Here is a 12,516-nt window from a genome sequence, read left to right on the forward strand (position 1 = left end):
CTAGAGCCAGCTCTTGACGGTTTCGATCAACGTGGCCGGGTCGGGGCCGACCGGTGTCACGTTGAGCATGGTGACGCCCGCCTCGCGGAAGGCCTCGACGCGCTCGCGCACATATCCCTCGGGCCCGCAGAGGGTCATCAGCTCGCAGAGCTCGTCCGGTACGGCGGCCGCGGCGTCGCGCTTGCGTCCGGAGAGGTAGAGCTCCTGGATCCGGCGGGCCTCTTCCTCGTATCCGTAGGCGACGGCGAGGTCGTTGTAGAAGTTCTTGCCGACCGCGCCCATCCCGCCGACGTACAGGGCGATCTGGGGGCGCGCGAGGTCCCGTACGGCGGCCGCGTCCGGGCCGATGGCGAGCAGGCCGCCCGCGACGGTCTGCAGCGGGCCGAGCTCCGGTGACCGCTTGGCCGTCCCCTCGGCGAGCGGGCCGCCCCACACCGCGGCGGCCTTCTCCGGGATGAAGAGGGTGGGCAGCCAGCCGTCCGCGATCTCGGCGGTCAGCCGCACGTTGGCCGGGCCGAGCGAGGCGATGTAGACGGGGACGGTGGGGCGGACCGGCCGGGTGAGGATCTTCAGCGGCTTGCCGTGCCGGCCGCCCTTCTCGGGCGGCAGCGGCATGTCGGTGATGCCGTGGTGGTCGATCGTCTCGCGGCGCCAGATCCGCCGGCACAGCTCGACGGTCTCGCGGGTCCGGCCGAGCGGCTTGTCGTACGGCATTCCGTGCCAGCCCTCGACGACCTGCGGGCCGGAGGCGCCGAGGCCCAGCAGCGCCCGGCCGCCGGACAGCGCGTCCAGGCCGGCGGCGGTCTGGGCGATGAGGCCGGGGGTGCGCGAGTAGACGTTGAGGATGGCCGAGCCGATCTTCAACCGCTCGGTGCGGGCGGCGAGATAGCCCATGATCGTCGGGGAGTCGAAGCCCCAGGCCTCCGCCACCCATACGGCGTCGAGGCCGGCGGACTCCAGCGCGGCGGCCTGGTCGGCGGCCCGGCGCGGGTCCCCCGCGTAGTCGAGCATCATGGACAGTTCCATCAGTTCTCCTTCGCCTTCCCGAGCAGGGCCGGTACGTCCCAGTCGGCCGCGACCGACTCGGCGTGCGCGCCCGGCTGCGCCGGGCCCGAGGTGACGGCGCCCGGGGTGGCCGAGAACCGCGGCGCGGGCGCGGGCTGGACGATCCCGCCGAAGTCGGTGAAGGTCCCGCGGGCGGCGAGGTGCGGGTGGTCCGGGGCCTCGCGCAGCGAGAGCACCGGCGCCACGCAGGCGTCGCTCCCCTCGAAGACGGCCGTCCACTGCGCGCGCGTACGGGTCCTGAAGCGAGCGGCGACCGCTTCCCGCAACTCGCCCCAGCGGGCGGGGTCCTTGCGGGCCGGGGCCCGGTCCTCGATGCCGAGGAGCTCCACGAAGGTGTCGTAGAACTGCTGCTCCAGCGCGCCGACCGCCATGTACTGGCCGTCGGAGGTCTCGTAGGTGCCGTAGAAGGGGCAGCCGCCGTCGAGGAGGTTCGCTCCGCGGCGGTCCCGCCAGCCGCCCGCCGCCATCATCCCGTGGATCATCGCGGTGAGGTGGGCGGTGCCGTCGACGATGGCCGCGTCGACGACCTGGCCGGCGCCGGTGGCGCGGGCGTGGTGGAGGGCTGCGAGGACGCCGATCACGAGGTAGAGCGAGCCGCCCGCGTAGTCCCCGACCAGGTTGGCGGGCACGGCCGGCGGCTCCCCCGGGTTGCCGATCATGCCGAGGGCGCCGGTGACGGCGATGTAGGCGATGTCGTGTCCGGCGGTCTCGGCGAGCGGGCCCGCCTGGCCCCAGCCGGTCATCCGGCCGTAGACGAGCCTCGGGTTGCGGGCGTGGCACTCGGCCGGGCCGACCCCGAGCCGCTCGGCGACCCCGGGGCGGAAGCCCTCGACGAGTACGTCGGCCCGCTCGACGAGGTCCAGGACGCGGGCGGGCCCGTCGGCGGACTTCAGGTCGACCAGTACGGACCGTTTATTCCGATTGGTGATGTCGTAGGCCGGATTGACCGCGAGCCCGCCGCCGCCGGGCCGGTCCACCCGCACGACGTCCGCGCCCAGATCGGCGAGGAGCATGGCGGCGAACGGCCCGGGGCCGATGCCCGCCAGTTCGACGACGCGCACTCCGGCGAGCGGGCCGGGCCCGCTCGCGTCCCGGTTCCCGTTCCCTGTCACTGCCATCGGGCCCCCAGCGGCTCTGGTGTGCGTGGTGTGCATGGTGTGCGGCTGTGTGACACAACTGATGTAACACCGGTGATGCTAGGAACGTGCTCCACCGAACACAAGCCCCCGGGCGGCGCTGCCCGGGGGATCGTCCGAGATCACACGCCACCCCCCTGATCAACCGCCGCGCGGCTCTGTACTCTGAACAGGCTTTCGAAGCTGATCAAATGTTCAATCAGAAAATGGGGGGCCGGTGCGCAACCGCCGACTCGTAGTTTCCGTCGCCGCCATCGCGGCAGGCGTTGGTCTCATCCCGGGCGTGGCGCAGGCCGATCCGGCCAAGCCGGACGCCCGCGGCGCATCCACTCCCGACCTGGACCTGGGCAAGGCCGCGGCCTCCAAGTCCAAGGGGCACACCTTCACCAGCCCGGCCGAGCGTACGGTCCGCAAGGCGCTGCCGTCCGCGAAGAAGGGCACGGCCGACGCCCCCGCGGCGCAGTCGGCCGCCGACAACCCCGACCTCTCGATCGGGCTGAGCGGCTACGGCACGTCGGCGCACGGCATCGAGGTGAAGTCCACCCTCACGAGCGTCAGCACCCCGCTCGAGGTCACCATCGCCTGGGGCGACGGAACGACCGACGTGGTCGGCGCGTCCGGCTCCCAGGTGCTCACCAACGGGCACACCTACGCCGAGGTCGGCGCCTACACGGTCAAGGTCACCGTGACGGACACCGCGAACGGCGTCTCGGCCGTCAACGAGCTCCAGGCCGTCACGCCGGGCTCCGACTTCACCCCGTACACCCCGACCCGTCTGCTGGACACCCGCTTCGGGACCGGCGTGGCACAGGGCAAGGTCGGCCCGGGCAAGTCCACCCGCGTGAAGGTCGGCGGCAACGGCAAGATCCCCGCCGGCGTCACCGCGGTGGCCCTGAACGTCACCGTCACCAACACCACCGACAACGGTTTCATCACGGCCTTCCCCGAGGGCACCGAGCGGCCCGACACCTCCAACGTCAACCACAAGGCCGGTCAGACGGTCCCGAACCTGGTCATCGTGCCGGTCGGCAAGAACGGTTACGTGGAGCTGTCCAACCGCGGCTGGCAGTCGGTCGACCTGATCGCCGACGTCACCGGCTACTTCAGCCGCACCGCCTCCAGCGGCTACACCCCGGTCGACCCGACCCGCTTCGTCGACACCCGCGAGGGCCTCGGCACCACCAAGCGCAAGCTGGCCGGGCAGTCGTCCTTCGGCACCCAGATCAGCGGCCTGCGCGGCGTGCCCCAGGGCATCACCGCCGTGGCGCTGAACGTGACGGTCACCGCCCCGCAGGGCGGCGGTCACCTGACCGTCTACCCGAGCGGCGGCGCGGTCCCGACCACGTCCAACCTGAACTTCAACGCCGGCCAGACGATCGCCAACTCGGTGATCGTGCCCGTCTCGGCCGACGGCAAGATCAGTGTGTTCAACGGTGCCTGGGCCCCGGCCGACGTGGTCGTCGACGTCGTCGGCTACTACAGCAAGGACAGCCAGAGCGCCTTCCTGCCGCTGGTGCCGGAGCGCGTCTTCGACACCCGTGAGCCCAGCGACCCGGTCTACGGGCCGCTGTGGGGCGACAACTACATCTACCTGCCGATCTCCCACGACGACCCCAGCGTCACGGGCTTCGTGCTGAACTCGACGGTCACGAACACGCACGGCAACGGGTACCTCACGGTCACCCCGGACCCGAACTCGCGTGACGACTACCTCAACGACACGGCCATGTGGCCGACGCCGCCGAACTCCTCCAACCTGAACTGGACGAAGGGCGACACCGTCCCGAACCTGGTCCAGGCGAGCACCGGCAGCCACGGCATCATCGACTTCTGGAACCGCGGCTGGGACGACATCGACCTCGTCGTCGACCTCTTCGGCCTGTACCAGAAGGGCTAGTACCTGCCCGCACCCCGCCTGCGAGCGGTGGTGCACGCGGTCCCGGCAGCGCCCCGGGACCGGCCTTCGGGCCGGTCCCGGGGCGCTGTTCCCGTTTTCCGGCTCGCGGCACCCGGTCGCACTGGCGGTCGAGGATCACGCTAGCCTCGCCACCGAACCCCCTGGGAGGAGCGCTCATGAACGCAACTGTCCCGCACGACCGGCCGGAACGCGCCTACGACGTCGTACTGTTCGGCGCCACCGGCTTCGTGGGCGCGCTCACCGCCGAGTACCTCGCCGCGTACGCGCCCGCCGGCTGCCGCTGGGCCCTCGCGGGCCGGGACACGGCGAAGCTGGAGCGGCTGCGCGAACGGCTGGCCTCGATCGATCCGGACTGCGCGGAGCTGCCCCTGCTGCGGGCCGACGCCCGGAACCCGGCGGCCGTGCGCGAGCTGGCCGCCTCCACCCGGGTGCTGGCCACGACGGTGGGCCCGTACATCTGGTACGGAACGGAACTCGTGGCCGCCTGCGCCGAGGCCGGCACGGACTACGTGGACCTCACCGGCGAGCCCGAGTTCGTGGACCGCATGTACGTCGAGCACGACGCGCGGGCCCGGGAGACCGGGGCGCGCATCGTGCACGCCTGCGGCTTCGACTCGATCCCGGCCGACCTCGGGGCCTACTTCACGGTCCGCCAGCTGCCGCAGGGGGTACCGCTGACGGTCGACGGGTTCGTACGGTCCAACGCCCTCTTCTCCGGCGGAACCCTGGCCTCCGCGCTGACCGCGATGAGCCGCGGCCCGCAGACCCTCTCTGCGGCACACGCCCGCCGACTGCACGAGCCCCGTCTGCTGGGGCGGCGGGCACGCGGGCCGTTGGGGGCGCCGCGGTTCAGCCGGGAGACCGGTACCTGGGCGCTCCCGCTGCCCGCGCTGGACCCGCGGATCGTGGCCCGGTCGGCGGCGGCGCTGGAGCGGTACGGCCCGGACTTCCGCTACCGGCACTACGCGTCCGTCAAGCACCTGCCCGTCGCGGTGGGCGGTTCGGCGGCGCTGGGCGCGACGGTGGCCCTGGCCCAGGTGCCGCCGGCCCGGCGGTGGCTGATGAGCCGCTGGGAGCCGGGCCAGGGGCCGGACGCGGAACGCCGCGCGCGCAGCTGGTTCAGCGTGCGGTTCGTGGGCGAGGGCGGCGGCCGGCGCGTGCTGACCGAGGTGTCGGGCGGCGACCCGGGCTACGGGGAGACCGCGAAGATGCTGGCCGAGTCGGCGCTCTGCCTGGCCCACGACGCGCTGCCGGCGGTGGCCGGGCAGCTGACGACGGCCGCGGCGATGGGCGACGCCCTGACCGCCCGCCTCCAGAAGGCGGGGATCACCTTCCGGGTGGCGGACGTCCGCTGACGGGCGGGCGCCCCCCGACCGGGTGCTTCAGGAGGCCTCCCGTAGCGCCCTGCGGCACAGGGAGTCGGCGTGGCGGGTGGTTTCGGGGATCCGGAAGCGCGGGCTCAGGGCCAGGGCGTGGGCGCAGGCGTTGTCCAGCGAGACCCGGTGCCCGACGGAGACGTAGACCGGCTTGATGCCGTCCTGTGTGCGCAGCGCCCGCCCGACCTCGGCCCCGTCGGGCGCGAGCAGGGCGGCGGCGTCGCCCCGCCGGGCGCCCGGTTCCTCGTGGGTGAAGGTGAACGGGTTCTTCGCGACACCGATGGCCGGGAGCCCGGTGACCACACCGAGGTGGCAGGCGAGTCCGAAGCCCCGGGGGTGGGCGAGGCCGTAGCCGTCGCAGACGACGAGGCCGGGCGCGGACCTCAGCGAGTCGAGGGCGGCCAGTACGGTCGGCAGCTCGCGGAAGGCGAGCAGTCCGGGCACGTAGGGGAAGCTGACGTGCCCGACGGCGGTGGCCTCCTCGACGACCTCCAGGGTGGCGGCGTCGAGCACCACGGCCGCGGCGGCGACCAGGTCGCGCTCGTCGTCGTAGGCGACGTCCACGCCCGTGACGAGGCCGCGGCCGGGTGGCGGGCCGGGCTCGGTGAGCACGACCTGATGGCGTAGTTCGTCCTGTATCGCCCGGGCCTCGGCCTCGTCGGCGGGGGTCTTCACACTCGTCATGATGGAGCGAGAGTAGCCTGGCGATCATGTTCGTCATGGAGCTCACCTACACCGCCCCCGTCGAAGCCGTCGAAGCCGTCGAAGAGCAGATGGACGCTCACATCGCCTGGCTGGACGGCTACTACGCCGCCGGTGTCTTCCTCGCCTCGGGACGCAAGGTCCCGCGCGACGGGGGTGTGATCCTGGCCGGCGGGGTGTCCCGGGCCGAGATCGAGAGGATCGCGGCCGAGGACCCCTTCACGGTGGCGGGTGTCTGTGCCTACACGGTCACCGAGTTCATCGCGACGAAGACCTCGGCCGACCTGTCGACGGTGCGGGAGAACCCGGTCGTGTAGGAACGGGCGCCGCCACCGGCCCCGCCCACCGCCGGCCCGCCCACCGTCGCCGCCGGCTGATCAGCGCCGCCGCTCCAGCCGCGCCACCCGCCCCTTCTCCCCCGCCGCCCAGCAGCCCGAATCCGCGGCGCAGTCGACGGTGTCGAAGGAGCCCGCCTCCAGGGACCGCCAGCTGCGGCCCCCGTCCGTGGTCACGTCCGTGCCCGTGGGTCCCACCGCGAGGGCCGTCCCCCTGCTGTACGGGAACCAGGCCGCGCCCGAGCGGTAGGCCGGCGGCGGCGCCGACGCCTGGCGCCAGGTGCGTCCCCCGTCGGCGGAGAGGGCCGCGGCCTGCGGGGAGGCCTCCCCGGTGCGGTAGTCACCGCCGACCGCGAGTCCCCTCGTACGGTCCCGGAAGGCGAGGGCGAAGACCCCGCGGGCCGGATCGCCCGCCGGGACGGTGGATTCGGCGACCCGCCAGGTCAGGCCGCGGTCCGCGGAGTGCAGGACGCGGGCCCGGGCCCCGCCGCCAGTGGCCAGCCAGACGTCGCGCGGGCCGGAGCCGACCAGGCACTGGCCGCTCGCGGCGAAGCCCGCCTCGCCCGGCAGCGCCTCGGGCATGCCCGTGTCGGGCAGCACCCGCCAGTTGCGCCCGCCGTCGTCCGTGGCGAGGATGCGGAACTTCCCGTCCACCGGATCGCTCATCGCCAGGCCGTGCCGGGCGTCGAAGAAGGTGAGGCAGTCGTAGAAGGCGCGCGGGTCGGGGTTGCGGAAGGTCTCGGTCCAGGTGGCTCCGCCGTCCTCGGTGCGCAGGACCCGGGAGGCCTCGCCCTCCCCGATGGACAGGGCCACCGCGCGCCGCGCGTCGAAGGCCTCGATGTCACGGAGCTCCAGGCCCTCCGCGACCGCGCCGGGTGGCGAAACGTCACGCCAGCTGCGGCCGCCGTCCACCGTGCGCAGCACGGTCCCCTTGGAACCGGCCACCCAGGCCGTGGAACGGCTGACCGCCGCGAGTCCGCGGAAGCGCACGTCCTTGCCGGTGTCCTTCAGCGCCCAGCCGGCGCCGCGTAAGTCCTGCGCCACCGCGGCCGGGTCCGCATCGGGCCGGTCGGGGGCCGCCTGGGCAGGGGCGGCCAGCACCCCCACGACCAGGGCTGCCGCGCACATGCCGATTCCGAGTTCCAGAAGTCTCATGGCGCCGGAAGCTAACGCACCCCCGATGCGCCGTCCAGAGCGCCTCCCGGCCCCCGGACGGGCCCTGACCGGGTCACAGGCTCGCGTCGCGGTGCGTCACCCCGCCGTCCAGGACGGTGAGCAGCACGGGCAGGTCCGGCAGTTCGGTGGCCGCCGTGGTGAGCGGGTCGTCGGCGAGGACCGTCAGGTCGGCGCGGTATCCGGGCGCGATCCGGCCCGCCAAGTGCTCCTCGCCGGCCGCACGGGCGGCGTTGACGGTCATGCCGCGGAGGGCCTGGAGGGCGGTGAGAGCCTGCTCGGGGCCGTGCGGGTCCCGGGTGAGGTCGCGGCTGGGCCGGCGGTGGCGGGCGCCACCCATGACACCGAGCGGCGGGTACGGGGCGATCGGCCAGTCCGAGCCGAGCACCACGGTGGCTCCGGAGTCCCACAGGTCGCGGCAGCGCCATGCGCGCGAGGCGCGCTCCTCGCCGAGGCGGCGGGACCAGTTGTCGGTGTGGTCGGCCCGGGTGAAGTCGCAGCAGTGGGTGGGCTGCACGGAGGCGATGACGCCGAGTTCGGCGAACCGGCGCAGGGTCTCGTCGGGGACGGTCTCGATGTGCTCGACGCGGTGGCGCACCGCGGTCGCGGACCGCTGCGCGCTCCCGCCGGAGGCCCGGGCCTTCTCGACGGCGTCGAGGACGTGCCGGACCGCGGCGTCGCCGATCGCGTGGGTGGCGGTGGGCACGCCGGCCCGGTGGAACTCGCCCACGATCCGCGTGTAGACCTCGGGATCGGGCCAGAAAGCGTGCGTGGACTCGCCGTTGCGGTCCGGGCGTTCGAGCCAGGCGGTGCCGTTGTCGATCGTGCCGTCCATGAAGATCTTGACGCCGGCGGTGCGCCAGAGCCGGCCGCCGACCCCCTGCCGCGCGATGAGCGCGCGTACGCCGGCGGCGTCGGTGCCGGGCTGGCACCAGGGCGCGACCCGTAGGCGCAGCGGCAGCCGGCCCGCCTCGTCGAGTTCGGAGTAGAAGGCGAGGCTGTCCCCGTTCGCGTCCATGGCGTGGCCGCCGGTCAGCCCGGCGGCGGCCATCGCGCGCAGGGCGGCGGCGAGCCGGTCGCGGCGCTCCTCGCGGGTCGACTGCGGAGCGATGCGCTCGACGAGGTCGCAGGCGGCGTCCTCCAGGAGCAGGCCGGTGGGCCGGCCGGCCGCGTCGCAGACCACCTCGGCGGACGCCTGGTCGAAGGACCGCGGCCCGTCGACGCCCGCGAGTTCGAGGGCGCGCCGGCTGGCCAGCAGGGAGTGCGCGTCGAAGAGCAGGAGGGTGGCGGGGACACCGTCGAGCACGGAGTCGAAGGGGGCGGTCTCGACGGGGTGGTCCCCGAAGGCGTTCGGGTCCAGGCCCCAGCCGCTCAGCCAGGCGCCGGGCGCGAGGGCTCGTACACCGGCGGCGAGCGTCGCGCGTACCTGTTCCAGGTCGGTGCAGCCCGACAGGTCCAGGCCGTGGGTCAGTTCGGCGCCCGTGACGGGGTGGATATGGCCGTCGACCAGGCCGGGGCTCACGACGGCCCCCTTGAGGTCGACCACCGTCGTCGAGGCGTCGGCGAGAGCGCGGATACGGCTGTCGTCGCCCAGCGCGGTGATCAGCCCGCCGGATACGGCCAGGGCGGTGTCCGGCAGGAACCCGCCCGTGGCCGGGTCGAGCAGTCGGGCGTTGAGCAGGACGAGACGGGTGCGCACGGAGCCTCCAGCGGGGCGGGACGGGGGCGGGGAGGGACGCAGGAGATGGTCAGGCGTCGCGGGCGAGGGCGCCGCGGGGCAGGCCGAGTTCGCGTTCCGCGGTGGTGACGGCCATCCGGGTCACGGCCTCGGGGCGCCCGCGGTCATCGGTGTTGGCGTGGACGCCGAGGCCGTCGAGGACCACCAGGATCTGAATGGCCGTCACGTACGGCTCATCCGTACGGAATTCACCCCGCGCGACGCCCTCCTCGATCACGCCTTCCAGGCGGCCGCGCCATGCGGCCTCCTGCTCGGCGACCCGGTCGCGCAGGACGGGACGGTAGCGGCTGAGGTGGCGGGCGTTGATCCAGAGCCGGCTGATGGCGTCGTAGGCCTCGCCAGACGTACGGGCGAAGAACCGCGCGAGCCGGTCGGTGGGGGTCGGCGCGTCCGGTCCGGTCCGTGCGTCCAACCCGGTCGACGCGTCCAACCCGGTCGAGGCATTCGGGCCGGTCGACGCATCCGGGCCGGGCGACGCATCCGAATCGGGCGAGGCAGCGGGCCCCGTCGGCAGCAGGACCTCCAGCTCGGCCCCGGCGGCCGTCCCGAACGCCTCGGCGACCAGGTCCTCGACCGAGGGGAAGTAGTGGCTGATCAGCCCCGGCCGGACGTCGAGCTCGTCGGCGATCCGGCGCAGCGTGAGGCACTCCAGCCCTTCGGCCAGCGCGACGGCGGCGGCCGAGTCGACGATCTCGGCCCGGCGGGCCTCCGGTGACTTGCGGATTCGCTTGCGCTGGACGCTTGACGACATACCGGAGATGCTATTGAGCGTGCGACCAATAAGCAAGCGAGGCGGACACGCCCAGCACCCGGAGGTCCCCCATGGCGTCCACCGTCCCCGACCCGCCTTCCGGTTCGCACCCGGCGCCCGGAGCGCTCGGGCAGGCCGCACCGGCCCCGGAGCGGGCGACCCGCATCGAGGCCCACGGCATCGACCACATCCCGGATGCGGAGCGCCACGGCCGCCCCCGCGACCTCTTCTCCGTGTGGGCGGCGGCGAACGTCAACTACCTGAGCCTGGTGATCGGCGGCGCGCTGGTCCTGATGGGCCTGAGCCTGTGGCAGTCCGTCGCCGTGATCGTGGTGGGCAACCTGTTCTGGCTGCTCACCGGCCTGCTCGCCACCTCGGGCCCGGCCGCCGGTGCTCCCAGCGAGGTGATCACCCGGGCGATGTACGGCGTCATCGGCAACCGCGTGATGAACGCGGTCGGCGGCTGGCTGGTCTCCGTCTGCTACTTCGCGCTCAATCTGGCCGCGGCGGCCGCCGCCGCCTTCGCCCTCGTGGAACAGGCCGGGATCACGGCGAACACCGGGATCAAGGCCGGAGTCATCGTGGCCATCGCCGCGTTCACCCTGGTCATCAGCGTCTACGGGCACGCGATGATCATGAAGATCTACCTCCCGAAGACCCTGGTGCTGGCCGCCGCCTTCGCCGTCGTCGCCGTCGCCGTGCTCGCGCACACCGACTTCTCCTACCGGCCCGCCCCTCCCCTGACCGGCCCCGCCCTCTGGGCGGCGCTCCTCGCGGGCACCACCCTGATCGCCTCCGGCCCGCTGTCGTACACCACGAGCGCCGACTTCTCCCGGTACCTGCCCCGTACGTCCTCGCGGAGGGCGATCGTCGCCTGGACCGCCCTCGGCGCCTTCCTGCCCAGCGTCGTCGTCTCCTCCCTGGGCGCCTTCGCCGCGACCGCGGTCGACATGAGCGACCCGCAGGCCGCACTGGAGGAGATGCTGCCCGGGTGGTTCTACCCCGTCTTCCTGCTCGCCCTGATCCTCGGCACCGTCTGCGTCAACGCCCTGACCGCCTACAGCGCCGGACTCGCCCTGCAGGCCGTCGGCCTGAGCATCCGCCGCTCCGTCAGCGTCCTGTTCGACGGGGCCGTCGCCGTCGCTCCGACCCTCTACGGCCTGCTCGTCTCCAACCTGCTCGACACCGTCAGCAACTCCCTCCGGCTGATCGTCGTCCTGATCGGACCCGTCATGGCCATCTACGCCACCGACATCGTGCTGCGCCGGTTCCGCTACGACGGCCGGGCGCTCGCGGACGAGACCCCCGGCAGCCCCTTCTGCTACACCGGCGGCGTCAATCCGGCGGGCGCCCTCGCGCTCGCCGCCGGGCTCGCCGCGGCCGCCGTCTGCGTCGACACGCTCTGCACCGGGCCGATCGCCGCGGCCTTCGGCGGCCTGGATCTCTCCCTGCCGGCCGGCATGGCCGTCGCCGCCGCCCTCTACGCGCTCCTGATGGTCCGGTTGCGACTGATTGGGCCTGTGGAGTGATCGGTAACCAGCCCTTCTGGGAGGCGCTCCGGCCCCCGGGCGGTGCGGGGGCCGCCTTCCGGCATCTCCCTCCACCCGGTCACTCTGTGCGATCACACAGAAGGGTTCAAGCCAATCGGTGACACAGCTCACGCAACGGCCCATGCACGGATTTGCCGATTCCGGCGTCTATCGGGTTGCCGGGCCCCACCCCACAGTCCGGCAGCAGATCCGCCGCAAGGGAGTGAGCCTTGATCACTGTCATCGAGCAGGCCGCACAGGCCCGTCTGGTCGCCACCGCGCCGAAGGTCGAGACCGTGCCCGTCACCCTCTGCTACGACCGCGCGGATCCGTTCGCCGTGCGCATGGCCTTCCCCGCCCCGGCCACGCTGGAGGGCGTCGAGGTCTCGTGGACCTTCTCGCGGGAGCTGCTGGAGTCCGGGCTGGACCGCCCGTCGGGCTGCGGCGACGTACGCGTGCGCCCGTACGACGTCGACCGGACCACCATCGAGTTCCACGCGACGGAGGGCGTCGCCATCGTGCTGATGCTGACGGCGGAACTGCACCGGTTCCTGGAACGGGCCGCGGGCGTGGTTCCGCCCGGCCTCGAGCACCTCTACCTCGACATGGACCACAGCCTGGCCGAGCTGATGCGCGACACCTGCTGAGCCGCCGGGTTAATTGGTTTGCGGGCGGCCGCAGCCGCCCGTAGCTTCGAAGACGGCCCATCCCCGTCGAAACGGAGCAGGACATTGCTCGTCTGAGGTTCGAGACACCGACCACCGCCCCCAACGGCTGAGCCGTCGGCTGTCTC

11 protein-coding genes are annotated in these 12,516 nt (G+C 73.3%); 5 read left to right on the top strand and 6 right to left on the bottom strand.

What is annotated here, in order from left to right; genetic code table 11:
- Positions 1 to 1,026, bottom strand: a complete 1,026-nt coding sequence (locus ACIQZO_RS20550) for an LLM class F420-dependent oxidoreductase (protein WP_403627955.1) — start codon at positions 1,024 to 1,026, stop codon at positions 1 to 3.
- Positions 1,026 to 2,183, bottom strand: a complete 1,158-nt coding sequence (locus tag ACIQZO_RS20555) for a CaiB/BaiF CoA transferase family protein (RefSeq protein ID WP_403627957.1) — start codon at positions 2,181 to 2,183, stop codon at positions 1,026 to 1,028. The genes ACIQZO_RS20550 and ACIQZO_RS20555 overlap by 1 nt, the downstream gene beginning before the upstream one ends.
- A gap of 235 nt (positions 2,184 to 2,418) precedes the next feature.
- On the opposite strand from ACIQZO_RS20555, the gene ACIQZO_RS20560 reads away from it, so the two are divergent.
- Together ACIQZO_RS20560 and ACIQZO_RS20565 are read left to right on the top strand one after the other, a co-directional pair.
- The gene (locus ACIQZO_RS20560) at positions 2,419 to 4,098 is read left to right on the top strand and encodes a hypothetical protein (protein ID WP_403627959.1); all 1,680 of its coding nucleotides are present in this window, start codon (positions 2,419 to 2,421) and stop codon (positions 4,096 to 4,098) included.
- Between the two features lie 176 nt (positions 4,099 to 4,274).
- On the top strand, positions 4,275 to 5,474 hold the full coding sequence (locus ACIQZO_RS20565; protein ID WP_403627961.1) for a saccharopine dehydrogenase family protein: 1,200 nt from the start codon (positions 4,275 to 4,277) through the stop codon (positions 5,472 to 5,474).
- 27 nt (positions 5,475 to 5,501) lie between these two features.
- On the opposite strand, the gene ACIQZO_RS20570 is transcribed toward ACIQZO_RS20565, so the two are convergent.
- A complete protein-coding gene (locus ACIQZO_RS20570; RefSeq protein ID WP_403627963.1) occupies positions 5,502 to 6,179 on the bottom strand; it encodes an endonuclease V in 678 nt (225 codons plus the stop codon).
- Positions 6,180 to 6,205: 26 nt separating this feature from the next.
- Between ACIQZO_RS20570 and ACIQZO_RS20575 the strand changes: the two genes are divergently transcribed.
- Complete coding sequence (locus tag ACIQZO_RS20575; protein WP_403627965.1) at positions 6,206 to 6,514, top strand: YciI family protein; 309 nt, start codon at positions 6,206 to 6,208, stop codon at positions 6,512 to 6,514.
- Between the two features lie 60 nt (positions 6,515 to 6,574).
- Here the strand turns inward: ACIQZO_RS20575 and ACIQZO_RS20580 are convergent, their stop codons facing one another.
- From ACIQZO_RS20580 to ACIQZO_RS20590, 3 genes are all read right to left on the bottom strand, one after another.
- Positions 6,575 to 7,687, bottom strand: coding sequence for a WD40/YVTN/BNR-like repeat-containing protein (locus ACIQZO_RS20580; protein WP_403627967.1), 1,113 nt, complete (start codon positions 7,685 to 7,687; stop codon positions 6,575 to 6,577).
- A gap of 73 nt (positions 7,688 to 7,760) precedes the next feature.
- Positions 7,761 to 9,404, bottom strand: coding sequence for an amidohydrolase (locus ACIQZO_RS20585; protein WP_403627969.1), 1,644 nt, complete (start codon positions 9,402 to 9,404; stop codon positions 7,761 to 7,763).
- Positions 9,405 to 9,453: 49 nt separating this feature from the next.
- Complete coding sequence (locus tag ACIQZO_RS20590) at positions 9,454 to 10,194, bottom strand: TetR/AcrR family transcriptional regulator (RefSeq protein ID WP_403627971.1); 741 nt, start codon at positions 10,192 to 10,194, stop codon at positions 9,454 to 9,456.
- A gap of 71 nt (positions 10,195 to 10,265) precedes the next feature.
- On the opposite strand from ACIQZO_RS20590, the gene ACIQZO_RS20595 reads away from it, so the two are divergent.
- Both ACIQZO_RS20595 and ACIQZO_RS20600 read left to right on the top strand, forming a co-directional pair.
- Positions 10,266 to 11,723 (top strand): purine-cytosine permease family protein, encoded by a 1,458-nt coding sequence (locus ACIQZO_RS20595; RefSeq protein WP_403627973.1) that lies wholly within the window; start codon positions 10,266 to 10,268, stop codon positions 11,721 to 11,723.
- A 230-nt stretch (positions 11,724 to 11,953) separates the two neighbouring features.
- Complete coding sequence (locus tag ACIQZO_RS20600; protein ID WP_403627975.1) at positions 11,954 to 12,370, top strand: SsgA family sporulation/cell division regulator; 417 nt, start codon at positions 11,954 to 11,956, stop codon at positions 12,368 to 12,370.
- The last annotated feature ends 146 nt before the right edge of the window (positions 12,371 to 12,516 follow it).

It is taken from the genome of Streptomyces sp. NPDC097617 (genome assembly GCF_044761485.1).
Lineage (GTDB): Bacteria > Actinomycetota > Actinomycetes > Streptomycetales > Streptomycetaceae > Streptomyces.

Coding starts and splice junctions, on each gene's coding strand:
- ACIQZO_RS20565 (WP_403627961.1), top strand. CDS start 4,275: ATGAACGCAACTGTCCCGCACGACCGGCCGGAACGCGCCTACGACGTC.
- ACIQZO_RS20595 (WP_403627973.1), top strand. CDS start 10,266: ATGGCGTCCACCGTCCCCGACCCGCCTTCCGGTTCGCACCCGGCGCCC.
- ACIQZO_RS20550 (WP_403627955.1), bottom strand. CDS start 1,026: ATGGAACTGTCCATGATGCTCGACTACGCGGGGGACCCGCGCCGGGCC.
- ACIQZO_RS20590 (WP_403627971.1), bottom strand. CDS start 10,194: ATGTCGTCAAGCGTCCAGCGCAAGCGAATCCGCAAGTCACCGGAGGCC.
- ACIQZO_RS20555 (WP_403627957.1), bottom strand. CDS start 2,183: ATGGCAGTGACAGGGAACGGGAACCGGGACGCGAGCGGGCCCGGCCCG.
- ACIQZO_RS20575 (WP_403627965.1), top strand. CDS start 6,206: ATGTTCGTCATGGAGCTCACCTACACCGCCCCCGTCGAAGCCGTCGAA.
- ACIQZO_RS20580 (WP_403627967.1), bottom strand. CDS start 7,687: ATGAGACTTCTGGAACTCGGAATCGGCATGTGCGCGGCAGCCCTGGTC.
- ACIQZO_RS20570 (WP_403627963.1), bottom strand. CDS start 6,179: ATGACGAGTGTGAAGACCCCCGCCGACGAGGCCGAGGCCCGGGCGATA.